This is a genomic window from Mycolicibacterium hippocampi, from assembly GCF_010723735.1.
GTDB classification, from domain to species: Bacteria; Actinomycetota; Actinomycetes; order Mycobacteriales; family Mycobacteriaceae; genus Mycobacterium; species Mycobacterium hippocampi.
This window is the reverse complement of the sequence record NZ_BLLB01000002.1, coordinates 2,945,963-2,969,072: the sequence shown is the minus strand read 5'-3', so window position 1 is coordinate 2,969,072 and position 23,110 is coordinate 2,945,963. Positions and strand designations below refer to the sequence as shown.

Here is a 23,110-nt window from a genome sequence, read left to right as displayed (position 1 = left end):
ATACAAATACCGGCGCTGGTACCGTGGCAACGGTATAAAAATACCGACGGGTGAACGGAGACCAGGCGTGATCGAGCTCAAGACTGCCGCGGAGATCAACAAGATGGCGGTGACCGGTGAATTCGTCGCGGAGACGCTGGCGACGTTGTCGGCCCAGGCGCAGCCGGGAGTGAACCTGATGCAGCTCGAGCACCGGGCCCGCGCACTGGTCGACGACCGCGGCGCGACATCGTGCTACTGGGACTACGCCCCGTCGTTCGGTCGCGGGCCGTTCCGCAACGTCATCTGCCTGTCGGTCAACGATGCTGTGCTGCACGGCATGCCGCACGACTACGTGCTGCGCGATGGTGACGTGTTGAGCCTGGACTTCGCGGTGTCGATCGACGGTTGGGTGGCCGACTCCGCGGTTACCGTCGTCGTGGGTGACGCTGCCGGAGAAGGTGACGGGGCCGCCGATACCGCGCTGATCGAGTCGACGCGACGTGCCCTCGACGCGGGCATCTCCGCCGCGGTGCCGGGCGGTCGCCTCGGTGACATCTCCGCCGCGATCGGCGAGGTCGCCACCGAGGCCGGGTTCCGGGTCAACGCCGAGTTCGGCGGCCACGGGTTGGGCCGCACCATGCACGAGGATCCCCATGTCTCCAATCGCGGCCGGCGTGGACGCGGCCTGCTGCTGCGGCCGGGCTTGACGCTGGCCCTGGAACCGTGGTGGGCGCGCGGCAGTGATCGTCTGGTGATCGATGGCGACGGCTGGACCCTGCGATCGGCGGACGGCTCGAACACCGCGCACTCCGAACACACCATCGCCATCACCGAAAACGGCCCTCGGATACTGACGTCGGTCCGCTAGTCGCTCACGTCCCCGTCGACGTAGAACCACCGCCCGGCGCGCCGGGCGAACCGCGACCGTTCGTGCATGACGCCGTGTTGATGGTGGGCACGGAACTCCACCTCGCCCAGTTCGTCGCCCTCGCCGCCACCGGCGACGGTGGCGATCTCGAGCCGCGACCACGTCACCGCGCCGTGCCCGATGTCTTCCGGACGGGTGCGCGGATGCCACGTCCGCCACACGTACTCGGTGTCGCCGACGACGTAGGCGCTGTAGCGGGACCGCATCAGCTGTTCGGCCGTTTGCGCGGGCCGCTCGCCGATGTGCAGCGGCAGGCAGCACCGGCCGAAGGGATCGCAGGTTCCGCAGGGACAGGGGCCGTCGGGTCGCACCGATACAGTGTGCCTGACTTGACAGCTGTCAAGTAACGTGTGGGCATGCTTTCGCTCACCGACGTCCTTCCCAACGCCCCGACCACCACCGCCGATGCGCTGGCCCTGTTCGACTCCTGCCCCACCGTCGCACCGGAGTTCATGATCGGTCAGTGGCACGGCGCCGAGTTGCCCACCGGCCATCCGCTCGACGGCATGCTCGCCGCCAGCGGGTGGTGGGGCAAAGCGTTTCTCGACTCCGAAACCGTTCACCCGCTGCTGTTCCCCACCGGCGACGGCGCCGCGCTGTGGGCGCTGAACCCCGCGCTGGCGTTCGGCGGCCTCGGCCTGGCCACCAAGATCCCGGCCCTGAAGCGACAGAACTTCGCGGGGGCGATCACCACGCTCAAGCCCGCCCTTGCGGCACGCGGACCCAAGGCCCGGCTGCGCACAACGCGCTACCGCGACGTGGACACCGCGACCATGATCTACGACCAGCTGCCGATCAACGACGTGTTCCGGCTGCTCGACGACTCCGCCGGATCCGAAACCGTCCTGGGCGCGATGGATCTGCGCGGCATCCGGGCGCCGTACTTCTTCGTGCTGCGGCGCGACGACTCACTGCCGCTGGTATAGGTCGGCCACCGCGAGGGCGGCCAGCTCACCGATCAGCGGACGCTGGTTCGGCGCGTCCGGGTCGTCGGCCGCCGACCTCGTCATGATCGCCAGCAGCAGCCGCTGCCCCTCGGGTCCGTAGGCGATCCCGACGTCGTTGGTGGTGCCGTAGCCACCGCTGCCGGTCTTGTCAGCGCTGGTCCATCGGGCGGGTAAGCCGGACCGCATGCTCGAGGTCTGGTTGGCCAACATCCAGTCCTCGAGTCGGCGGCGTCCGTCGGTCGACAGCACGTCGTCGGTGAGCAGGTTGCGGTATCCGGCCCCCACCGCGAACGGCGTGGTGGTGTCCCGCGGGTCGCCGGGAACGGCGGAGTTGAGCTCGGTCTCCCAGCGGTCCAGCCGGGACTGGTCGTCGCCGATGCTGCGCGCGAACGTGGTGATCGCCGCCGGGCCGCCCAGCACCCGCAACAGCAGGTTCGCCGCGGCGTTGTCGCTCTGTTGCAGCGTCGCCTGGCACAGCTCGGCCAGCGTCATGGTCGCGCCGACCCGTGTCCCGGTGACCGGTGAGTGGGTGATGATGTCGGCCGGTTCGATGTTGACGGCCTCGTTGAGCGCGAGCTCAGCCCGGTCGGCCCGCTGCAGCACAGCGCCTGCGGCGTAGGCCTTGAACGTCGAACACATGGCGAAGCGTTCCTTACCGCGGTGCGCCAGCCACCGGCCGCTCGGCAGCTCGACAGCCGAGAGACCGACGACGACGTTGTGCTGCCGCTCGAACGCTTCGATGCGCTCATCGGTCGGTGGCACCGGCGGGTTGGGGTCGACAGGATCGGCCGGCGCGGCCGGACTCGAACATGCTGCCAACGCGGCCAGGGACGCGCCGCCGAGCAGAAGGTGCCGTCTGGATACAGTCGGGTTCACTGCCATACCTCTCTGGCATTCGGAATCGTCAACCTGCCCACGCCGAGCGAGAACGGCGCGGGTACAGGTGGGAGCCGGCCACGCAGAAGCCTACGATGCGCAGTCGGCCACCAACGCGGAGCAGGGGCGGTTCCACTCGTGAACACATACATCGTGGTTGCGTCTTCAGGTCGACGTCCGAAACGGAAGTCAGGGCCGAACGCCCCGCGCTCGAGCCAAGCGGGTGGATCCGACTGAGCGTCCAGAAGCTGCACCGGACGCTCAGTCCAGCTCTTCCGCGCCCCGCTGTGCGACGTGCTACGCACCCACCAAAGACCCTGTGCTGGAAACGGTTCGGTCCCGTAGAGGTTCGATCCACGAGCCAGCAGCATGTCGACGCCGGAGCGGCCGGCGTGCACGGCATTGTCGAAGTACCCCTCGTCGCTGTCGAAGACCACCACCGGCGTACTCCACCCGGCAAGGCCGTCGCGGCTCTCGGTGTAGCACAACCGGTACTCAGGCTGTTCGCCCCTTCCCACCTCGTGCGGAGCCCACTGAAACCACAGCCGCCACAGCCCGTCCTCGTAGCGGACCAGAGGCTCGAAGACGCTGCGCAGCTCAGCCGTACCGACGAGCACCGGCTGGTCCCGACGCCGCCAGATGCCGTCCCGACGTTCGGCGACACCGATCGAGTATCTGCTGCGCGGGCCACCATTGTGCCAAGTGCCACGGCCTGCGTAGTAGATCCGTTCGAGCGGGTTTCCGACGCTGTCGCGCCCGAGAACATAGGAGGGAGTGTGTGTTCCGTGGCTGTCCCAGGCGCCGAATCGCGGCGGGCGGAAGAGGGACCGGGCCCACCGCCGGTGGCCGGGCACAGTGCTCAGCGACCACGCGTTGCTGTCGAGTTCATGCCCGGTCGGCAGCCGGGCGGTGAAGATCCGCACCGTGAAACCGGTGGTGAATCCGCCGAGGAACATCGTCCACCGTCCGTCGACCAGGTGGACATCGGGGTCACCCAAACCGATTACGTTGCAGACTCCGAGCCCGGCACCCATGTCGAACAAGAGATGCTCCGAACCGCCTTTGGCACGCCAGAGGTCGGGTGCGTCCATCGTCCCATCATGCCGCTTTCGTTGCCGACGGATCAGCGCGGGATCGTCTGCAGCGGCTTGGGCAGCGACCTCTTGCCTTTGACCGGACCGAGGACCGCGGCGCCGAATGGGCGCGTGAGCAGAAGTCGCGCAACGGCATTGACGTCCTCGAGGGTGACCGCGTCGATCTGCTCCAACGTGTGGGCGATGCTGCGGTGATGGCCGTAGTTGAGCTCGCTGCGGCCGATCCGGTTCATCCGAGAGCCTGAGTCCTCCAAGCCCAGCACCAACCCACCGCGCATCGATCCCTTGGCGATTCGGCATTCATCGGCCGTGATCCCGTCACGGGCGACCTCGGCCAGCACGTCGGTCGTCACCCGCACGACCTCGTCGAACCTGTCAGGCAGACACCCGGCGTAGATCGACAGCGCACCGCTGTCGGCGAACGTGTCCACGGTCGAGTACACCGAGTACGCCAGCCCGCGGGTCTCCCGAATCTGTTGGAACAGACGCGAACTCAACCCGCCGCCGAGTGCGGTGTTGAGCACCGACAGGGCCCAGCGGTGATCCCAGTGCCGTCCTGGGGTCCGTACCCCGAGGGACAGATGGGTCTGTTCGGCCTCCCGGCCCACCAGTTGCAGCGACGGGCGGCCAGGGACCCGTCCGGACCCCTTGCGCGGCGCCAGCGGGGACCGGCCGCGCACCAGCCGCGGGCCGAAGTGCTCCCGGACCAGCGCGACGACCTCGTCGTGTTCGATGTTCCCGGCGACCGCGACGACCATCCGGTCCGGCGTGTAGCGGCGGACATGGAACGAGTGCAGCTGCGCGCGAGTCATCGTGGAGATGGACTCCACGCTGCCGATCACCGGACGGCCCACCGGGTGCTCGCCGAACATCGCGGTCAGGAACAGGTCGCCGAGCGTGTCCTCCGGATCGTCGTCCCGCATGGCGATCTCTTCGAGCACGACGTCGCGCTCGACGTCGACGTCCTCGGCGAAGCACCGGCCCCGCAGCACCACATCGGCTACCAGGTCGACGGCCAGCTCCAGGTCCGAGTCGAGCACGTGCGCGTAGTAGCAGGTGTGCTCTTTGGAGGTGAACGCGTTGAGCTCACCGCCGACGGCGTCGACCGCCTGGGCGATCTGCACCGCGGTCCGTGTCGGCGTCGCCTTGAACAACAGGTGCTCCAGGAAGTGCGCGGCACCGGCGACACTGCGGCCCTCGTCGCGGGAGCCGACGCCGACCCAGACCCCGACCGACGCCGAGTGCACGTGCGGGATGCGCTCGGTGACCACTCGCAGGCCACCGGGCAGATCCGTGCGGCGCACGGTCAGGGATGAGTCGTCGTTGCGGCGCCCCCGGCGCAGCGCCCCCGAGTTAGCTGCTGGCGGTCGCTGCATCAACCGGGATATCGGCGGGTGCGTCGGACGCATCGCTCTCGGCGACGAGGACCAGCGAGATCTTGCCGCGGTTGTCGATGTCGGCGATCTCCACCCGCATCTTGTCGCCCACCTTGGCGACGTCCTCGACCTTGTTGACCCGCTTGCCGCGGCCCAGCTTGGAGATGTGCACCAAGCCGTCGCGTCCCGGCAGCAGTGACACGAACGCACCGAAGTCGGTGGTCTTGACCACTGTTCCGAGGAAGCGCTCCCCGACCTTGGGCAGCTGCGGGTTCGCGATCGCGTTGATCTTGTCGATCGCGGCCTGGGCGGCCTCGCCGTTGGAGGCGCCCACGAACACCGTGCCGTCGTCCTCGATGGAGATCGAAGCGCCGGTCTCCTCGGTGATCGAGTTGATCATCTTGCCCTTGGGCCCGATGACCTCGCCGATCTTGTCGATCGGCACCTTGATCGTGGTGATCCGCGGTGCGTACGGGCTCATCTCGTCCGGCGCGTCGATGGCCTCGGCCATCACCTCGAGGATCGTGATCCGGGCGTCCTTGGCCTGGGCCAGGGCGCCGGCCAGCACCTGGGAGGGGATCCCGTCGAGCTTGGTGTCGAGCTGCAGGGCGGTGACGAACTCCTTGGTGCCTGCGCACTTGAAGTCCATGTCGCCGAAGGCGTCCTCGGCGCCGAGGATGTCGGTGAGGGTGACGAAGCGTCGCTCGGTTTTTCCGTCGACCTCGACATCGTCGGACACCAGGCCCATCGCGATACCGGCGACCGGCGCCTTCAACGGAACACCGGCGTTGAGCAGCGACATGGTCGACGCGCAGACCGAGCCCATCGACGTCGAACCGTTCGAGCTCAACGCCTCCGACACCTGACGGATCGCGTACGGGAACTCCTCGACGCTCGGCAGCACCGGCACCAGCGCGCGCTCGGCCAGGGCGCCGTGACCGATCTCGCGACGCTTGGGCGAGCCGACGCGACCGGTCTCACCGGTCGAGTACGGCGGGAAGTTGTAGTGATGCATGTAGCGCTTGGACGTCTCCGGCCCCAGCGAGTCGATCTGCTGCGCCAGCTTGACCATGTCCAGCGTGGTGACCCCCAGGATCTGGGTCTCGCCCCGCTCGAAGAGCGCGCTGCCGTGAGCCCGCGGGACCACGGCCACCTCGGCCGAGAGCGCCCGGATGTCGGTGACACCGCGGCCGTCGATGCGGAAGTGATCGGTCAGGATGCGCTGCCGGACCAACTTCTTGGTCAGGGAGCGGTACGCCGCACCGATCTCCTTCTCGCGACCGGCATAGGTGTCGGCGAGCCGCTCGAGCACCTCGACCTTGATCTCGTCGGTGCGGTTGTTGCGCTCGTCCTTGCCGGCGATGGTCAGCGCCTTGGACAGCTCGTCGGTCGCCACCGAGGACACCGCGTAGAACACGTCGTCCTGGTACTCCGGGAACACCGGGTACTCACGGGTCTCTTTGCCCGCGGCGGTGGCCAGCTCCTGCTGCGCGGTGCACAGCGCGGCGATGAACGGCTTGGCCGCCTCGAGGCCCTCGGCGACGACGGTCTCGGTGGGGGCCACGGCGCCGTTGCCGATGAGCTCGATGACCTTGTCGGTGGCTTCGGCCTCGACCATCATGATCGCGGTGTCGTTCGGGTCGTCGCCGACCTTGCGGCCCGCGACGACCATGTCGAAGACGGCGTTCTCGAGCTGCTCGACGGTCGGGAACGCCACCCAGGTGCCGTCGACGAGCGCGACGCGCACCCCGCCGACCGGGCCGGCGAACGGCAGGCCGGAGATCTGGGTGGACGCGGACGCGGCGTTGATCGCCAGCACGTCGTAGAGGTCCTTGGGGTCGAGGCTCATCACCGTCACGACGACCTGGATCTCGTTGCGCAGCCCCGAGACGAAGGTCGGGCGCAACGGCCGGTCGATGAGGCGGCAGGTCAGGATCGCGTCGGTGGACGGGCGGCCCTCGCGGCGGAAGAACGAGCCCGGGATGCGGCCCGCGGCGTACATCCGCTCCTCGACGTCGATCGTGAGCGGGAAGAAGTCGAAGTGGTCCTTCGGGTTCTTGCTGGCGGTGGTGGCCGACAGCAGCATGGTCTCGTCATCGAGGTAGGCGACCACGGCGCCGGCGGCCTGCTGGGCCAACCGGCCGGTCTCGAAGCGGATGGTGCGGGTGCCGAAGCTCCCGTTGTCGATCACGGCGGTGGATTCGAACACGCCGTCTTCAATCTCAACTACAGACATAGACGTCCGTATGGCCTCTCTGGTCATCATTCAGCTGTTTCGCGTGAACACTGCGCGTTGAATGCGTCAGTTGCAGACAACCTCAGGAGACCCCGAGACCGGCTCGGATGCGTCGACGGCCGTCGATCGAAGCGGCCGGAGTACATCCGGCAGCCACTACCGAAGACCGCGCGATCGGGCGGTACCTGTCGTGTCACGCGGGGGCGGTACACGCGGATCGCGAAGACCACACCCACTTGTTCGTGCCATGCCGTCTGTGCCACTCGGACACGCCGACTGGCGAACGCACCCATCGTACATCCCGGGGTGCGAGTAATCCCTAATCCGGGGCCGCTGCCGGACATGCCGACGCGGTCACCGCACTGCGGGTGGGGTGCTGCGTCAGCGACGCAGACCGAGACGCTCGATCAACGAGCGGTAGCGCTCGACATCGACCTGAGCGACGTACTTGAGGAGCCTGCGGCGGCGGCCGACCAGCAACAGCAGCCCGCGACGCGAGTGGTGATCGTGCTTGTGCATCTTGAGGTGCTCGGTCAGGTCGATGATCCGCTTGGTCAGCAGCGCGACCTGCGCCTCGGGGGAACCGGTGTCGGTGTCATGCAGGCCGTACTGGCCCAGGATGTCTTTTTTCTGTTCGGCAGTGAGCGCCACGAATACAACTCCATCAAACTCGGTCCGCGATCAAGATGCCGGTGGATCCGTGAGGATCCCCGACAGGCGCAGCCACCGCGAACTGCAGCACACGCCAGGTCGGCACGGAGCTTAGCAGCGCCGACAGGCGCGCCGCCAATCGCTACCGGGCGGACAGGATGGTGCGCGCGCGTTCGGTGTCGGCACCCATCGCCGCCACCAGATCGGTCACCGAATCGAACCGCTCCTGTCCGCGCAGCCGGGCGACGAAGTCCACGGCGACGTGCTGGCCGTACAGGTCGGCGGCGGTGTCGAGCACGAAGGCCTCGACGGTGCGGGTGCGGCCGGAGAAGGTCGGGTTGGTGCCGACGGACACCGCGGCCTGATACCGCTCGCCGGGGGTCACGGTGCCGACGACGGGACCGTGGCCGAGAACGGTGAACCAGGCTGCGTACACGCCGTCCGCCGGGATCGCCGAGTACATCGGCGGGGCGACGTTGGCGGTCGGGAAACCGAGCACCTTGCCGCGGCCGTCCCCACGGACGACGACGCCCTCGACCCGGTGCGGCCGTCCCAGCCCCTCGGCTGCCGCGACCATGTCACCGGCGTCGACACAGGACCGGATGTAGGTCGACGAGAAGGTGACGGTCTCGTCGCGGTGGTGTTCGGCGACCAGGGAGACCGAATCCACGGCGAATCCGAACCGCTCCCCCGCCTTGCGGAGCAGATCGACGTTGCCTGCCGCCTTCTTGCCGAACGTGAAGTTCTCCCCGACCACGACCTCGACCACGTGCAACCGCTCCACCAGCAATTCGTGGATGTAGCGCTCCGGGGTGAGCTTCATGAAGTCGGCGGTGAACGGCACGACCAGGAAGACGTCGATGCCCATCTCCTCGACCAGCTCGGCCCGCCGGGTCAGCGTGGTCAGCTGTGCCGGGTGGCTGCCCGGGAACACGACCTCCATCGGGTGCGGGTCGAACGTCATCAGAACCGTCGGGATCCCCCGCGACCGCCCCGCCTTCACCGCACGGCTGATCAACTCCTGGTGACCACGATGGACACCGTCGAACACGCCGATGGTGACCACACATCGGCCCCAGTCGGTGGGGATTTCGTCCTGCCCCCGCCAGCGCTGCACGCCGTTAGCCTACGACCCGACCGCAACCCCAGACCATCAGCACCACCAGATCAGGTGATGATTGCCTAAACTTTGTGCTTGTGAGTCCTGCAAGCGCGGCCAGCGATCCCCGCGACCTGACGACGGTGGCGCAGGACTATCTGAAGGTCATCTGGACCGCTCAGGAGTGGTCGCACGAGAAAGTCAGCACGAAGTTGCTGGCCGAACGCCTCGGGGTGTCGGCCAGCACCGCCTCGGAATCGGTGCGCAAGCTCGCCGACCAGGGCCTGGTGGATCACGAGAAGTACGGGGCCGTCACCCTGACCGACGCCGGACGGCGAGCTGCGCTGGCGATGGTCCGCCGCCACAGGCTGATGGAGACGTTCCTGGTGCGCGAACTCGGCTACGGCTGGGATGAGGTGCACGACGAGGCCGAGGTGCTCGAGCACGCCGTCTCCGACCGGATGCTCGACCGGATCGACGCCAAGCTGGGTTACCCGACCCGGGACCCGCACGGTGACCCGATCCCGGCGGCCGACGGTCAGGTTCCCACCCCGCCCGCCCGTCAGCTGTCGGTGTGTGAGGACGGTGACGCGGGCACGGTCGCGCGGATCTCCGATGCCGACCCGGAGATGCTGCGGTACTTCGACACCGTCGGGATCAGCCTGGACTCCCGGTTGCGGGTGGTGGCCCGCCGCGACTTCGCCGGGATGATCTCGGTGACCGTGCAGAACCCGGGCGATCCCGCCGTCGATGACGACAGCCAGACCACCGTGGACCTGGGAAGCCCTGCAGCGCAGGCGATCTGGGTCGTCGCGTAGCGGGCAGTTCGTCGAGCGGGCCAGGCGCGAGCGGATGGTGGCGATTCACCCCGGAAACATTCGACGCCCGTGCCCTACGGCGAGCCTGCAATCACAGGGACGGCACCTGCTGACTGGCCGTCTGGAAGCCGCCGGCGACAGCAGTGATGGTGTCGCCGGGGGATAACGCGATCTGGGCGTACCCCTGCTCGTCGGTGGTCGTCGTCACAGAACCAACGGTCACCGCTACCCCGCGGACGGGTCGGGGCTGCCCATCCTCGGCCACAGTGGCCGTCACTTGGACCCGGTCGCCGGACGACGAAATCGCGAGCTGGGGCTGGCCGATAACCGGGGAGTCAGTTTGGGTGGGGATTCCGCTGTACGTGACGCCATTGATCTCGGAGGACACCTCGCCCGAAAACTCGTTGCTCTTGCCGATATTGATCTTGCCGGTGAGGTAGCCGGTACGTTCACCGGTGCTGGTCAGATCGGCGCTCCAGACGGAGTTGCCCATCGGGTTCTTGATCTTGACCTTCTCGGTGCCGTTGATGAAGGTCTTGCCATCGTCCGAATAGTCCTTGTAGGTCACGGAGTAGGTGCCGAGGGCGAAGATGCCGCTGTATCGAAGCGTCGCCGTTCCGGAGTGCGTCCCCTTGAGGACTCGGGTTTCCGTGCGGCCGATCATCGGCTTGTAATCCTTGACAGGCACCGACCACGTGGCGATCGCCTCGGGGTCTTGGTGCACCGGCGGGAGCGGGGTCGTTGCCGTCCGGGAGGGAAAGCTGATGATGCTGATGCGCCATGGAGTGTCGGGCGCTCCAGCTGTCACTGTGTCTGGGCGCTGCTGCTCGTTGATCAGGGCGCGGGTGGAATCGGGGAACCAGCTCCACCCACGGATCGTCCAGTCTGGGTCGATGATGATCGGCTGACCCGAATAGCCGCCCACCTGTTGGCCTGCCTCGAGGTTCATCAACCAGGGCTCGTTCATGGAACGCCGGTTGTTCCACAAGCTGACCCGCCCGATCTGCGGGAATGCCACCACGTCGAGCAGCGACGGACGCACCAAGGCGGTGAACACATCCATGCGATCCAGGCCGCGCGCCGAACTGAAGTACATCGACATGCCATCCGGAGACATAGCACCGGACTCGTTGTAGTCGAGGTCGGTGGTGAGCTGGCGGCGTTCACCTGTGGCCGTGTCCAACAGATAGATGTCGTAGTTCAGTCCGTCGCTGGTGGTCTGATACTTCAGGTAGCGCCCGCCAGCATTCCAACTCGCTCCCTCGTAGAAGCGCGTGGCGTTGGCGAAGTCCACGGCGTAGTTCGTGTCCTCGTACCACTGTGGGCTGAAGACCCGTTGCTCGACGAGTTCGTAGCCTCCGTCGGTGGGTACCAGCTTCGCGATACTCATCCGCGGGCCGGTGAAGAACGAGACCTCGGTCCACGTCACGTACTCGCCGTACGGGTCGGGTTTGGCCTCTCGATTTTGAGTGGGCAGCAGACGCCGCAGCCCTCGGTCCGACGGGAACGTCACTTTTTTGACCGTGGGCTGACCACATGAGTGGAGCGACGTCCCGCACTCAAGCACCATGTAGGTGATCGCTCCGGCTCCCCCGAGCGGGTCGTCGGCGGACTGCTGTCCGTTCGTGCTTGCGAACCAGATTCTCTGGTTGTCGTATAGCGCCTTGATTTTGGTGGCATTGGGGACCAAACCGCAGGAAAGGCATTGGTAGTCGCCGCCATCGAGATTGGTCACGGCAATCTGCGTGCTGCCGTCGGCGACCTCTACCTCGAGGATGATCTGTTCGCCGTCCGGGCTGAGATCCGCACCGGTGACTTTGACTCCGTCCGGGAGTTCGAACTCGATCACCTTCTCAACTTCGAACGCTTCCAGGGCTGGTGATGACGCGGGGTCGGCCACGGACACGACGGGGACAGCGATCCGCGCTATTGGACTGCCGCGGTCCGGCGAGAACAGATAGGACAGCAGATGAAACCGGTTGTCGCTGACCCGCACGGTGAACGCAGTCGTACCTCCGGCGCGCGCGAACGACAAGGTAGGCGTGAAAGTGAAATCCCCGGTGAGTTGGTCGATGACCACAGTCCCGTACGGCGACCCTGCAATCAGCTTGTAGGACAACTGATCTCCGTCCGGATCCACCGCGCCGATGTTCCCGATGATAACGCCGTTGCTCATATCTTGGGCGTTGAGACTGATGTCGTACTCAACGGTCGGCGGCCGGTTGAAGAACGTCCGTCGCATCCAACCGAGGAGGGTCCAATCCGCTGCGGTTTGCAGAGGTGCATGTGGCAGCGAGGCGGGACTGGGACCGACGGCGGCGCTGGACGCCGTACCGACCGTCGACACGTACGCGGCGCTTGCAGGCTGCAACTCGATCGTTTCCGTGTCGGGCACGGTCACCGTGTCGGTGGGATCATCGTCGACGACGCCCGTCGACATGTCCGCAGAGTCGATGCCGGGATCCGTCGACAATCCCTGGTCGGACGGGTCGACATCGGTCTCCGATTCTTGGGCCGAGCCGTCATCTGTGGGCCCGACAGCGGCGCTGGTCGCCGTGTCCGTGGGATCATCGTCGACGACGCCCGTCGACATGTCCGCAGAGTCGGTGCCGGGATCTGTCGACGATCCCTGGTCGGACGGGTCGACATCGGTCTCCGATTCTTCGGCGGGGCCGTCATCTGTGTTGATCGTGGACGCGTCGTCGAACTCGCCGTCGGTGGCGGCCTCGGCCTCATTGGCGTCCTGCGATGCCGACGCGTCGGCCTCGCGGCTGTTCGCTGAATCGGCGTCGGATTTCCGTCGCTCGGATCGAGCGGCATCGGCTCGATCCTTCGCCGATGAGGACGTCGCATCGCCGTCGCGTGCTGCTGTGGTGTCACGCTGTGCCGAAGAAGCGACGGAACCGGCGTTGCCCGCATCACCGGACATTCCGGTATCGGCCGCGGCCACGCCATGGCCTGCGGCCACGGCTGTCATGACGTAGGCCGCGACCGCCAGTCCACCGACCTGAGCCGCCCGCTTGCCCAACTGCGCGACGTTCACACTCGGAACAGGGCTGCCGACCCCGGACGGGGATGTGGATGTGGATGTGGCAGGAACCCCTAGCGCCGGCTCCTCCGAGGGGTCCGAATTCACGGCGGCGGGTTCTGGGCACTCAACCATGGTCTTTGGGTCCGATCCTTTTAGATGAGCCGGCAGGGGCCTCCCGAGAGGCCTCAGTCACTCTGCGTGGATTGTGTGACATAGATCGCAATTAACATACTGTTCGCGCTGTATCTAGTCAATGGCGGTTGCTGCGCAATCATCGCAACGCCCGACGTCGCGATGATTCAGTTCCGGGAAACGCGGCCCTCTTCTAAGGTCATACAGCAGCTGAAATGCAGCGATCGCGGCACCGTCCGCGCAGAATGTCGAGGGCAGGGTAAGCGGCAATTTTACGTTCGGAAGTGAATGTAAAAGATGACAGTCGCGAACCTGGGGTGCGGGACGGCTAATCGGCCTCGATGCGGTGTTCGTAGCCGCTGCGGGCACCGGAATCGGCGTCGAGCAACTGATGGTCTGCCCCCAGGGTGGCCATGACCCGGGTACGCGCAGAGCTCGGGAGCAACCCGTAGGCCAACGACACCGCCCGTAGCTGTGCGGGCACATAGACGGTGCGCCTGCCGCGCTGCACCGCCGACAAGACGGCCGCGGCGACCTTCTCGGGTTCACACGACCGCAGCAGCCAGTGGTCGCGCAGCCCGCTGGTCAGTTCGGTGTTCACGACGCCGGGCAGCACGCACGTGAAGTCGACGCCGCTGAGCCGCAGCTCGAGAGCAACGGCCTCGGTGAACCCGACCACCGCGAACTTGCTGGCGCTGTAGGTTGCGACTCCGCCGAATCCCATCCTGCCCGCCGCCGACGCGACGTTGACGATGTGGCCGCGGCGGCGGGCCGCCATCCGGCGCGCGGCGTGCTGAGTGCCGTAGATGACGCCGGCGACGTTGACCGCGAGCTGGCGCTGGACCGATTCGGCCGACTCGTCGAGTATCGGCGTGACGGGCATGATGCCTGCGTTGTTCACCAGCACGTCCAGCGCACCGACGTGGCCTTCGACTGTGGCGAGGAACTTCTCGACGCTGACGTCGTCGGCGACGTCGACACGGGCGGCCACGCACCCGATCCGGGCCGCCGTTTGTCGCGCCAGGTCCTCGTCGAGGTCGCCGATGACCACCTTGGCCCCCGCGCCGACGAAGGCCCGCGCGGTGGCCTCTCCGATGCCTCGCGCACCGCCGGTGATGGCGACGACGCGGCCGGCCAGGTTGTTCTTCGATGTCACGGGCGTGGGCCTCCTGCCGACGGGGCACGATCCGGCCGGATCGCGAGCGGACCTAATCTGTGCACATGAGCCGACCGCGAGCCGATCCCGCAGAGAGCCCAGACGCGCGGACGAGGATCGTCGACGCGGTCCGGGACCTGGCCGAACTGACCGGCCTGCGCAAGCTCTCCATGGACGAGGTAGCCCGCCGTGCGAAGGTGGGCAGGGCGACCCTGTACACATACTTTCCCGGCCGCGATGCGCTTCTCGCCGCCGCGGTGGCCGAGGACCTCGCCCGCCTCACCGACGCTGTGACGCGCGCGGCTTCCGATTACGAAGATGCCGACGAACGACTCGTACACGGGTTCGCGCAGGCTTACCGGTCGCTGCGGCAGCACGGGCCGCTCAGCGCGATTCTGCGGATCAACCCGGAGATACTGCTGCCCTTCGTGATCACTGACAGCCGCGACACGCTTGACATGGGTTCCGCGCTCATTGATACCTCGCTGGGACTCCACGATCTCGACGAAACGTCCCGTGCGGCACTCAGCGAGCATGTGACGCGGTTGCTGCACACCCTGATGCTGGTACCGCGGACTTCCCTCGGACTCGAGGATCGGGATGGACCTGAGAGGTACGCACGTGCATTTCTCGTGCCAGTGAGGCGCCACCTCAGCACCCATCCATATCGGCCAAAGCGGTCTTGAGAACCTTCCCGGTTTCGTTGCGAGGCAGGGCATCGAGAAAGATCACATCGCGCGGGACCTTGTGCCGCGCCAGCCGCGAACGCACCGCCGCCCGGATTCGATCGGCGTCGATGTCCGCGTCGGTCTTGGTCACCACGAAGGCGCGTAAGCGCTTTCCGAAATCGGGGTCATCCATGCCGATCACGGCCGCCTCCAGCACGCCGGGCAGTTCGGTCAGCAGGTTCTCGACCTCGAGCGGGAACACGTTCTCCCCGCCCGAGACGACCATGTCGTCGTCACGGCCGTCGATGAACCACAATCCGTCAATGTCGAAATGTCCGGTGTCACCGCTGGACAACAATCCGTCGACCGACTTCTTCTGTCCGCCATCGGAGTATCCGGCGAAACTCAGCCCGCTCGACACGTAGATCGTCCCGACCGCACCAGCACGGGTGATCGGCCGGTCCTGATCGTCGTAGGCGGCGATGCTGCACCCGACCGGGGGCCGTCCGACGGTGCCGGGCGCCCGTCTGAGTTCGTCTGGGGTCGCGACGGCGGCGGTGGCAACCTCGGTCGAGCCGTACAAGTTGTAGAGCACGTCGCCGAATCTGTCCGCGGTCCGCCGACACAGCTGGGGTGACAGCGACGAGCCCGCGGCGAAAATCACCTTGAGCGACGAGAGGTCAACGGAGTCACCACCCTCGGCGACGAAGTCGAGAATGCGCGTCAGCATCGTCGGCACCAGGATGAGCGCTTCCGCACCGTACCGATCGACGGCAGCCGTCGTGGCGCGGGGATCGAAGCGCCGACTCAGCACCACCCGATTCCCGAGCGCCAAACCCACCGAACAGGTCGCCAGACCGGTGGCATGGAACAAGGGAGCCGCCACGCAGTACGTGCTGGCGCGTGGCCACGGGATCCGGTCGAGCAGCTGCGCGGACTGCAGCGGACTGATTCGGCTTCGCGGAGCCCCTTTCGGTGTGCCGGTGGTGCCGCTGGTCAGCAGGACCAGACCACCGGGTTGTCGGGGCGGCGCAACGGGTTCGATCGACAGACTCGCCGCCGACTCCGAGATCTCGCCGTCGATCAGCCGACGAACGTGCGGGGCCAGCGCGGTGAGGTCGTCGGCGAACTCCGCGTCGGCCAGGATGGCGGTGACGCCTTCCCTCGTGCAGACATCAGCCAGTTGTGGTGCGGCGAAGCCGGTGTTCAGCAGAACCGCCCGTGCCCCGGCCTTGTTGGCGGCCGCGAGACCCAGCACGAAGTCGACGCTGCCCCGGCGCAGCAACGCGACCACCGGATTCGGGCCGGCCTCCGCGAGCAGGGCCCGCGCGAGCGCATTGGAGCGCTCCTCCAGCTCGCGATAAGTCAGCGTGCCCGTGTCGTCGGTAACGGCCGGTGAATCCCCGTACTTCTCGGCGGTATAGGTGGTCAGCCCGCCGAATGCTCCGTAACGCCGCAGCGCCCGTGCGGCCCTGATCGCATGATGCGGTTCACGCGGGTCGACCATCCCGCGCCGAACCAGGACGACCCCAGCCGCAATCATGTGCTGTGCCCGGCGCAGGGTTTCACGGTCGATCATCAGTCGATCCCCTCCATCAGTCGCAGCGTCAGCCGGACGACTTCGTCCGGATCGTCCAGCTGTGGACAGTGCCCGGATCTCGGCAACACCACCAGGTCGCTGCCCGGAATCTGGCGGTGAAGCGTACGACTGGCCTGCACGGGAATGATTCGGTCGCATGCGCCGTGCACGATCAGGGTCGGGCATGTCACCCGGATCCCGCGATGGCCGCCCGCAGTCTCCACCGCGTACTGGAATGCATAGCGTCCCAGCGTCGCCAGCGCGGACGGCCCGGACAGCGAGTCCGCCCAGTGGCCGAGCACAACCGGGTCGACGGCCGCGCCGGGCCCGTACAGCACGCGTTTGGCGGCAACCTGGGTGGCCCACTTCACCGCCGGTGCGGGCACCGGAATCCTGCCGACCCCGTTCCACAGCTGCACGGGCAGCGGCCGGGTCCGGGCCAGCCGTGCCAGCCAGTGCCGAGCATTGAGCGGATCGTCGAGCGCGACGAGGGCGGCCACCCGCTCGGGACGGCGGGTGGCCGCGCGAACGGCCGTCGCAGCCCCCAACGAGTTACCCATCAGCACTGCGGGACCGACGTCGTCGAGCAGGGCGCCGGCGAAGGCGTCGAACTGCTCGACCAGCGGCCCGGGAGCACGCGCACCTGCCCGGCCGAACCCAGGCATATCGACAGCGAGGGCGCGCCGGCCCGCGGTGGCGAGCCGTTGCAGCACCGGGCGCCAGGTGTCTGCGGAGTCGGCATACCCGTGCAGGCAGACGATAATTGGTCCGCTGCCCGGCACGGCGAGCACTCGGGTCCCGGTCCCGCCGAAGCGGGACCGGGTCTCGGTGATCATCCGGCCAACAGGCCTTTGGCGATGTGGGTGACCTGGATCTCGTTGCTCCCCGCATAGATCATCAGCGACTTGGCATCCCGCGCCAACTGCTCGACGCGGTACTCCGCCATGTAGCCGTTGCCACCGAACAGTTGCACGGCGTCCATTGCGACCTCGGTCGCGGCATCCGACGAGTACAGCTTGATCGCCGACGCCTCGGCCAGACTGGGCAACCGGCCATCGCCGAGCCGCTCCAAGGTTTGGAACACCATGTTCTGGACGTTCATCCGGGCGACTTCCATCTTCGCCAGCTTGAGCTGGACCAGCTGGAACTGGCCGATGTTCTTGCCCCACAACGTGCGGGTCTTGGCGTAGTCCAGGCAGAGCCTGTGACACTCGTTGATGATGCCCAATGACATCAGGGCGATTCCGAGCCGTTCGGCGGCGAAATTGGCGCGCGCACTGTCGCGCCCGTCACCGCCGTCGTGCTGTTCTGTCTCACCCAACAGCCGGTCGGGAGTGATCCGGAGATTGTCGAAGAACAACTCACCGGTCGGTGAGGACATCATCCCCATTTTCTTGAACGGTTTGCCCTGGACCAGCCCGGTCATCCCCGAGTCCAGGACGAAGGTCAGCACGGGTCGCCGGCGCGGGTCGATGTCACCCGTGGCCCCATCCGCCAACTTGGCGTAGACGACGATCACGTCGGCGAACGGTCCGTTGGTGATGAAGGTCTTCTGCCCATTGAGGATGTAGTCGTCCCCGTCCCGGCGCACAGTGGTCTTCATCCCACCGAAAGCATCGGAGCCGGCGTCGGGTTCGGTGATCGCCCAGGCGGCAATCTTGTCGAGGGTCATGATGTCGGGCAGCCACCGTTCCTTCTGCGCGAGGGTTCCCCGACTCATGATGGTGGCCGCACCCAGGCCCAGACTCACCCCGATGGTCGACAGCAGTCCGATGCTGACTCCGGCGATCTCGGAGACCAGCACAGCCGCCATCGACGCCTGCGGGCCGATGTCCCCCAGACCACTGCTCTTCTTCTCGCTGTCGGCGCCGGCGCTGCCGCCTTCCTGGCGCGCTCGCTGTTTGTCCAGCATGGACTTGACCGCCTCGGCGGCCATCACATCGAGCCCGAACTCGCTGAACAACTTTCGCGCGATCGGATAGGGCGTCAACTCGCCGCTCTCCAGTCCGTCGAGGTGCGGCCGGATCTCCTTCGCGATGAACTCGCGCACGGCGTCACGCATGATGATGTCGGTGTCCGACCATTCGAACATCGCTAAGCTCCCGGCAGCCGGGTGGCGATGTCGTCGATTTCCCAGACCTCGTCGGTCTCGATCGTCTCGACATCATGCCAGCCCTTCAGCAGGGAAATCGCCCCGCCCTGAACGGCATACACCTGACCGGTGACCGGGCACTTACCGCTGGCGAGATACGCGACGAGCGGCGAGATGTTCGCCGGCGCGAACAGATCGAGTTCGCCGTCGGTCGGCTCACCCATCAACGCGCCCATCCCCGGCGTCGCCAACGTGAGTCGGGTGCGGGCGATCGGCGCGATCGCGTTGACCCGGACGCCGTAACGTTCCAGTTCCTCGGCGGCGATCAACGTCAACGCCGCGATACCCGCCTTGGCGGCACCGTAATTCGCCTGGCCCGCATTGGGAATCGTCAGTCCGGAGCCGGAAGCCGTGTTGATCACAGCCGCCGAGGGCTGCTCACCTGCTTTGGACTGGACCTTCCAGTACTCGGCCGCGTGGTGCAGCATGGCGAAGTGCCCCTTGAGGTGCACGTTGATCACCGAGTCCCACTGCGACTCGGCCATGCCTGCGATGAACGCGTCACGCAGGATCCCGGCATTGTTGACCAGCACGTCGAGCCGGCCGTACTCCTCGACGGCCTGCTGTACCAAACCCTGAGCGCCCGCCCAGTCGGCGATGTTGTCTGTGTTGGCCACCGCACGTCCCCCGTTTGCAGTGATCTCGGCGACCACCTCGTGGGCGGGTCCAGCATCCGCGCCGTCGCCGTCGTTGCTCCCGCCGAGGTCGTTGACCACCACCGCCGCACCCTGGCTCGCGAACAACAGCGCGTGTTCGCGCCCGATTCCCCGCCCGGCGCCGGTGATGACGGCCACCCGTCCTTCAAGAATTCCCATTGGTCGATGTCTCCTTTGACAGTGTGTGATCAGTCGGCGATCTCGGCCAGGCCGTCGGTGATCGCTTTCTCGGTGCCGCCCGCTCCGCGGGTCGTTTCGAAGGCGTAGGTCGTGGTGCCGTTCGCCGATCCACTCCGCCAGATCCGGGTGTGCAGATCGTCGCCGGGGATGACCATCCGGGAGAAGCGCACCGCAAGTCGCTTGAGCCGGCCGACATCGGAGCCGGCGACCTCGGTGAGCACCGCCCACGAGGTGAACGCCATGGTGCACAGACCGTGGGCGATGATCCCGGGAAGGCCGGCGTCGAGAGCCACCTCTTCGTCGAGATGAATCGGCATCGGATCCCCCGAGGCCGGCGAATAGCGGAGGGTCTGATCGGTGTCGACATGCTGGAGGACCTCCGCGACCGGATTCCGGCTGCGCAGACGATCATCGAACTTGTGCGAGGGGCTGAGGTCACCGATCTTCTTACCCGCGTCGAAGCCTCGGACAAAACAGGTGACGTACTGCTCGTTGACCAGTTCGCCGTCCTCGGTTCGACACTCGACGAGGATCGCCGCGCGGGTGCCGTTCTCCAGACCCTCGTAGCCGATCATCTTGCCCCTGGACACCAGCTTGTCGCCAGGACGGATGGGACGGTGGAAGAAGAAGTCCTGCTCACCGTGAACTACCCGCGGCACGAGTTCGACGGGCAGCACGTCGACAGTCGGCATCATCATCGACTCGAAGACCGGCACGATCGCGAACACCGGCGGAGCGACGTCACCCGCCCGGTGCGCCGCGATCGGATCGTTGGTGGCCGCGGCATATTCGGCGATACGCTCGCGCGTCACCTCGAAGTGGTCGTCCTCGGTCCAGGTGTCCAGACCGCTGTCATCGAATGCGAGCGGCTCAGCCAGCTCGGCAACAGTGTCGGTCACCGTCACACCGTCGCCGACGCGAGCTCATCGAGCTGGGTGAGTGTCTTGTCCAACTGGCGCATCCCGTCTTTCTCAACAGCCTTGGCGAGGGCACCCTTGACCAACGCCCCCTCGAAGTCACCGCTGACGGTGAACCTCGATCCGCGCTCCAGCGCTTCGATGGTGAACACGAAGTCAGCCTTGACACCTGCCATTCCGGTGCCGCCCAACGCCAGCTCGGTGGGGCCGTCGACAGACTTGACCGACCATTCGATCTTGTTCGCCATGTTGAGCATCACGATCTTGGCGATCAGACGCGCTCCCGGCGTCAGCGTGGCCGGCGGTTCCTCGATCCATTTGTCATGCACCGTGAACCATTTGTCCCATGTCTGCGGGTCGGAGATGATCGCCCACAGCTCCTCGGGCTCGGCGCTCAGTTCGCGGGTGGCCTCGATGTGTCCCATGATTTTCCTTTCGATGGATGTTGTTGGTTGCGTTAACGTTCGGCGCGCTGGTATGCGGTGACGACCGCGGCGCCGCCGAGACCGATGTTGTGCTGCAGCGCCGCAGTGACGTTGCCGACCTGGCGCTTGTCGGCGTCTCCGCGCAGTTGCCAGGTCAACTCGGCACACTGAGCGAGCCCGGTGGCACCGAGCGGATGTCCCTTCGAGATCAGTCCACCTGACGGATTGACCACCCACCTGCCGCCGTAGGTCGTGTCGCCGGTGTCGATCAGCTTCGGCGCTTCGCCTTCACCGCAGAGGCCCAGTGCCTCGTAGAGCAACAGCTCGTTGGCCGAGAAACAGTCGTGCAATTCGATCACCTGGAAGTCCTCCGGCCCGAGGCCGGATTGGTCGTAAACACTTCGTGCTGCAGCAGCATTCATGTGATGTCCGATAAGCGCCTTACAGGTGCCGTCGAAACTGTTCACGAAGTCGGTGGTCATCGCCTGCCCGACGATCTCCACCGCGTGTTCGGACAGTCCGTTCCTGTCGACAAATTCCTCGGAGGCCAGCACCGCCGCCCCCGATCCATCGGAGGTCGGGGAGCACTGCAGCTTTGTCAGTGGGTCATAGATCATCCGTGACCCCAGAATGTCGTCGAGACTGTATTCGTCCTGGAACTGAGCGTACGGGTTGTTCACCGAATGCTTGTGGTTCTTGAGCCCGATCTTGGCGAAATGCTCTGCAGTCGAGCCGAATTCCTTCATGTGCTCCCGTCCCGCCGCGCCGAACATCCACGGCGCGGGCGGAAACAGCACCTCCGATATCTCGGCCAGGGCGAGGAAGTGTTTCTCCATCGGCTGCGCACGGTCGTCATATGTCGATCCCAACGAACCGGGTTGCATCTTCTCGAATCCCAATGCCAGTGCGCAGTCGACCAGACCACCCCGAATGGCTTTGGCAGCCAGGTAGAGCGCGGTCGAACCGGTCGAGCAGTTGTTGTTGACGTTGACCACCGGGATGCCGGTCATGCCCAATTCGTAGACAGCGCGCTGCCCCGATGTCGACTCGCCATAGACGTAGCCCACATAGGCCTCCTCGACCTGGCAGAAGTTGACGCCGGCGTCGTCTAGCGCCTTGGTTCCGGCCTCGCGCGCCATGTCGGGGTAGTCCCAACCTTTTCGACTGCCGGGCTTCTCGAACTTCGTCATTCCGACGCCGATTACAAAGACCCTGTTCGCCACCACATCTCCTCTCGGGCGACCGTCCGCCGAAAACAAACATACCTGCCGGACTGTATTTATACAAGCGGCAATACAAGAGTGGGCGGAGAGCAGATGTGGATGTTGAGTTGCGTTACTCGGTCTCGGCGCTGCGCAAGGCCGCCGAGAGCGCCCCGGCGAGGTACTCGCACGCTCGATCCCAGCGTCGACGCGCCTCCGTGCCGTCGCGATCGACGAAACTGATGACCAGAATTCCGCGGAGTGCATCCATGGCGGTGTAGATCGCGTTGCGGACAGCACGCTGAGCGGCATGCTCCGGCAGGAGCTGGGCGATGGCGGTGATCAGCGTGCTGTTGACCAATGGCTCGACCCGCCGAACCTGTTCGGCCAGGACATCATCGGTCCTGGAGGCCACCCACAACTCGATCGTGGCCACGAACATGTCCCCCTGATGTGCCTCCCAGAGGAAGTCGAGCACGGTGGCGACCGGGTCGGGACTGCTGAAGACCTTGCCCTGTCGGCGGATGGCTACCTGAACGCGCTGCTGGGCAAGATGTTCGACGGCAGCCACCACCAGATCTTCCTTGGACCGGAAGTGGTGGACTTGAGCACCACGGGTCACGCCGGCGATATCGGCGATCCGCGGGGTGGTCGTCCCCGCGTACCCGTATGTGACCAGACACTCGACTGTGGCGTCGAGGAGTCGGGTGCGCATCGCGGCAGTGCGCTCGGCTTGAGTGCGCCGCCCGGTGGTGCGCTCGACTCCCGTTGCCATCCAGAAGCGCCTTTCCCCAGTCCCAGACCCGCAAGTCGGTTCAGAGTACCCGCTGATCACACCGATCGATGGAGGACCGGCGAGGTAGGCCGCGGAGGTTCGGTGCCGCACATACCTTCACCTGTGCATGACACCGACGATGGCGTCGAACCTGCACAGGCGCACCGCTACCGTGGTCCGGGCTGCGCCGTCACTGACCTAGCTGGAACAGGCCAACTCGTGCAGCAGGT

22 protein-coding genes are annotated in these 23,110 nt (G+C 66.3%); 5 read left to right on the top strand and 17 right to left on the bottom strand.

Annotated elements, in window-relative coordinates:
• The first annotated feature begins 67 nt into the window (after window positions 1-67).
• Entirely contained in the window at window positions 68-850 is a 783-nt protein-coding gene (gene map, locus G6N53_RS15370) for a type I methionyl aminopeptidase (protein ID WP_163889723.1), read from the top strand.
• On the opposite strand, the gene G6N53_RS15365 is transcribed toward map, so the two are convergent.
• The gene (locus G6N53_RS15365) at window positions 847-1,221 is read right to left on the bottom strand and encodes a YchJ family protein (RefSeq protein WP_163889721.1); all 375 of its coding nucleotides are present in this window, start codon (window positions 1,219-1,221) and stop codon (window positions 847-849) included. The genes map and G6N53_RS15365 overlap by 4 nt on opposite strands.
• A gap of 45 nt (window positions 1,222-1,266) precedes the next feature.
• Between G6N53_RS15365 and G6N53_RS15360 the strand changes: the two genes are divergently transcribed.
• Window positions 1,267-1,836: a DUF4334 domain-containing protein gene (locus G6N53_RS15360; protein ID WP_163889719.1), complete on the top strand. Its 570-nt coding sequence runs from the start codon at window positions 1,267-1,269 to the stop codon at window positions 1,834-1,836.
• On the opposite strand, the gene bla is transcribed toward G6N53_RS15360, so the two are convergent.
• The 6 genes from bla to G6N53_RS15330 all read right to left on the bottom strand — a co-directional run bounded on the left by bla (window position 1,819) and on the right by G6N53_RS15330 (window position 9,207).
• On the bottom strand, window positions 1,819-2,739 hold the full coding sequence (gene bla / locus G6N53_RS15355; RefSeq protein ID WP_163889717.1) for a class A beta-lactamase: 921 nt from the start codon (window positions 2,737-2,739) through the stop codon (window positions 1,819-1,821). The two genes, G6N53_RS15360 and bla, sit on opposite strands and share 18 nt — an antisense overlap.
• Complete coding sequence (locus G6N53_RS15350) at window positions 2,730-3,824, bottom strand: hypothetical protein (protein WP_163889715.1); 1,095 nt, start codon at window positions 3,822-3,824, stop codon at window positions 2,730-2,732. Before G6N53_RS15350 ends, bla begins: the two co-directional genes overlap by 10 nt.
• A gap of 32 nt (window positions 3,825-3,856) precedes the next feature.
• Complete coding sequence (locus tag G6N53_RS15345; RefSeq protein WP_163889712.1) at window positions 3,857-5,203, bottom strand: M16 family metallopeptidase; 1,347 nt, start codon at window positions 5,201-5,203, stop codon at window positions 3,857-3,859.
• Window positions 5,181-7,439 (bottom strand): polyribonucleotide nucleotidyltransferase, encoded by a 2,259-nt coding sequence (locus tag G6N53_RS15340; RefSeq protein WP_163889710.1) that lies wholly within the window; start codon window positions 7,437-7,439, stop codon window positions 5,181-5,183. Before G6N53_RS15340 ends, G6N53_RS15345 begins: the two co-directional genes overlap by 23 nt.
• A 381-nt stretch (window positions 7,440-7,820) precedes the next feature.
• Window positions 7,821-8,090 carry a 30S ribosomal protein S15 gene (gene rpsO, locus G6N53_RS15335; RefSeq protein WP_159233691.1) on the bottom strand — a complete coding sequence of 90 codons (270 nt, stop codon included), beginning with the start codon at window positions 8,088-8,090 and terminating at the stop codon, window positions 7,821-7,823.
• A 142-nt stretch (window positions 8,091-8,232) separates the two neighbouring features.
• Complete coding sequence (locus G6N53_RS15330) at window positions 8,233-9,207, bottom strand: bifunctional riboflavin kinase/FAD synthetase (protein ID WP_163889708.1); 975 nt, start codon at window positions 9,205-9,207, stop codon at window positions 8,233-8,235.
• An 80-nt stretch (window positions 9,208-9,287) separates the two neighbouring features.
• Here G6N53_RS15330 and mntR point away from each other — a divergent pair, with 80 nt between their 5' ends.
• Window positions 9,288-10,007: a manganese-binding transcriptional regulator MntR gene (gene mntR / locus G6N53_RS15325; RefSeq protein WP_163889706.1), complete on the top strand. Its 720-nt coding sequence runs from the start codon at window positions 9,288-9,290 to the stop codon at window positions 10,005-10,007.
• A 91-nt stretch (window positions 10,008-10,098) separates the two neighbouring features.
• Here mntR and G6N53_RS15320 read toward each other — a convergent pair whose 3' ends face one another.
• Window positions 10,099-12,447 carry an Ig-like domain-containing protein gene (locus G6N53_RS15320; RefSeq protein WP_163889704.1) on the bottom strand — a complete coding sequence of 783 codons (2,349 nt, stop codon included), beginning with the start codon at window positions 12,445-12,447 and terminating at the stop codon, window positions 10,099-10,101.
• On the opposite strand from G6N53_RS15320, the gene G6N53_RS15315 reads away from it, so the two are divergent.
• Entirely contained in the window at window positions 12,446-12,991 is a 546-nt protein-coding gene (locus G6N53_RS15315) for a hypothetical protein (protein ID WP_163889702.1), read from the top strand. The genes G6N53_RS15320 and G6N53_RS15315 overlap by 2 nt on opposite strands.
• 507 nt (window positions 12,992-13,498) lie before the next feature.
• Here G6N53_RS15315 and G6N53_RS15310 read toward each other — a convergent pair.
• Window positions 13,499-14,326, bottom strand: a complete 828-nt coding sequence (locus G6N53_RS15310; RefSeq protein ID WP_237166529.1) for an SDR family oxidoreductase — start codon at window positions 14,324-14,326, stop codon at window positions 13,499-13,501.
• A 65-nt stretch (window positions 14,327-14,391) separates the two neighbouring features.
• On the opposite strand from G6N53_RS15310, the gene G6N53_RS30250 reads away from it, so the two are divergent.
• The gene (locus tag G6N53_RS30250) at window positions 14,392-15,012 is read left to right on the top strand and encodes a TetR/AcrR family transcriptional regulator (RefSeq protein ID WP_163889698.1); all 621 of its coding nucleotides are present in this window, start codon (window positions 14,392-14,394) and stop codon (window positions 15,010-15,012) included.
• Here G6N53_RS30250 and G6N53_RS15300 read toward each other — a convergent pair.
• The 8 genes from G6N53_RS15300 to G6N53_RS15265 all read right to left on the bottom strand — a co-directional run bounded on the left by G6N53_RS15300 (window position 14,978) and on the right by G6N53_RS15265 (window position 22,880).
• Window positions 14,978-16,573 (bottom strand): AMP-binding protein, encoded by a 1,596-nt coding sequence (locus tag G6N53_RS15300; protein ID WP_163889696.1) that lies wholly within the window; start codon window positions 16,571-16,573, stop codon window positions 14,978-14,980. The genes G6N53_RS30250 and G6N53_RS15300 overlap by 35 nt on opposite strands.
• Window positions 16,573-17,409: an alpha/beta fold hydrolase gene (locus G6N53_RS15295; RefSeq protein ID WP_163889694.1), complete on the bottom strand. Its 837-nt coding sequence runs from the start codon at window positions 17,407-17,409 to the stop codon at window positions 16,573-16,575. Before G6N53_RS15295 ends, G6N53_RS15300 begins: the two co-directional genes overlap by 1 nt.
• Window positions 17,406-18,665 carry an acyl-CoA dehydrogenase family protein gene (locus G6N53_RS15290; RefSeq protein ID WP_163889692.1) on the bottom strand — a complete coding sequence of 420 codons (1,260 nt, stop codon included), beginning with the start codon at window positions 18,663-18,665 and terminating at the stop codon, window positions 17,406-17,408. The genes G6N53_RS15295 and G6N53_RS15290 overlap by 4 nt, the downstream gene beginning before the upstream one ends.
• Window positions 18,666-18,667: 2 nt before the next feature.
• Complete coding sequence (locus G6N53_RS15285) at window positions 18,668-19,540, bottom strand: SDR family oxidoreductase (RefSeq protein WP_163889690.1); 873 nt, start codon at window positions 19,538-19,540, stop codon at window positions 18,668-18,670.
• A 29-nt stretch (window positions 19,541-19,569) separates the two neighbouring features.
• On the bottom strand, window positions 19,570-20,460 hold the full coding sequence (locus G6N53_RS15280; protein WP_163889688.1) for a MaoC/PaaZ C-terminal domain-containing protein: 891 nt from the start codon (window positions 20,458-20,460) through the stop codon (window positions 19,570-19,572).
• Window positions 20,461-20,462: 2 nt separating this feature from the next.
• Window positions 20,463-20,903 carry a type II toxin-antitoxin system Rv0910 family toxin gene (locus tag G6N53_RS15275; RefSeq protein ID WP_163889686.1) on the bottom strand — a complete coding sequence of 147 codons (441 nt, stop codon included), beginning with the start codon at window positions 20,901-20,903 and terminating at the stop codon, window positions 20,463-20,465.
• Window positions 20,904-20,935: 32 nt separating this feature from the next.
• Window positions 20,936-22,126 (bottom strand): lipid-transfer protein, encoded by a 1,191-nt coding sequence (locus G6N53_RS15270; protein WP_163889684.1) that lies wholly within the window; start codon window positions 22,124-22,126, stop codon window positions 20,936-20,938.
• Between the two features lie 112 nt (window positions 22,127-22,238).
• Window positions 22,239-22,880 (bottom strand): TetR/AcrR family transcriptional regulator, encoded by a 642-nt coding sequence (locus tag G6N53_RS15265; protein WP_163889682.1) that lies wholly within the window; start codon window positions 22,878-22,880, stop codon window positions 22,239-22,241.
• Between the last annotated feature and the right edge of the window lie 230 nt (window positions 22,881-23,110).

Excerpts from the sequence above, each read along its gene's own strand:
- G6N53_RS15360 (WP_163889719.1), top strand. The coding sequence starts at position 1,267 with ATGCTTTCGCTCACCGACGTCCTTCCCAACGCCCCGACCACCACCGCC.
- bla (WP_163889717.1), bottom strand. The coding sequence starts at position 2,739 with ATGGCAGTGAACCCGACTGTATCCAGACGGCACCTTCTGCTCGGCGGC.
- G6N53_RS15350 (WP_163889715.1), bottom strand. The coding sequence starts at position 3,824 with ATGGACGCACCCGACCTCTGGCGTGCCAAAGGCGGTTCGGAGCATCTC.
- G6N53_RS15345 (WP_163889712.1), bottom strand. The coding sequence starts at position 5,203 with ATGCAGCGACCGCCAGCAGCTAACTCGGGGGCGCTGCGCCGGGGGCGC.
- G6N53_RS15340 (WP_163889710.1), bottom strand. The coding sequence starts at position 7,439 with ATGTCTGTAGTTGAGATTGAAGACGGCGTGTTCGAATCCACCGCCGTG.
- G6N53_RS15315 (WP_163889702.1), top strand. The coding sequence starts at position 12,446 with ATGTCCGCAGAGTCGATGCCGGGATCCGTCGACAATCCCTGGTCGGAC.
- G6N53_RS15320 (WP_163889704.1), bottom strand. The coding sequence starts at position 12,447 with ATGTCGACGGGCGTCGTCGACGATGATCCCACCGACACGGTGACCGTG.
- G6N53_RS30250 (WP_163889698.1), top strand. The coding sequence starts at position 14,392 with ATGAGCCGACCGCGAGCCGATCCCGCAGAGAGCCCAGACGCGCGGACG.
- G6N53_RS15300 (WP_163889696.1), bottom strand. The coding sequence starts at position 16,573 with ATGATCGACCGTGAAACCCTGCGCCGGGCACAGCACATGATTGCGGCT.
- G6N53_RS15295 (WP_163889694.1), bottom strand. The coding sequence starts at position 17,409 with ATGATCACCGAGACCCGGTCCCGCTTCGGCGGGACCGGGACCCGAGTG.
- G6N53_RS15290 (WP_163889692.1), bottom strand. The coding sequence starts at position 18,665 with ATGTTCGAATGGTCGGACACCGACATCATCATGCGTGACGCCGTGCGC.
- G6N53_RS15285 (WP_163889690.1), bottom strand. The coding sequence starts at position 19,540 with ATGGGAATTCTTGAAGGACGGGTGGCCGTCATCACCGGCGCCGGGCGG.
- G6N53_RS15275 (WP_163889686.1), bottom strand. The coding sequence starts at position 20,903 with ATGGGACACATCGAGGCCACCCGCGAACTGAGCGCCGAGCCCGAGGAG.
- G6N53_RS15265 (WP_163889682.1), bottom strand. The coding sequence starts at position 22,880 with ATGGCAACGGGAGTCGAGCGCACCACCGGGCGGCGCACTCAAGCCGAG.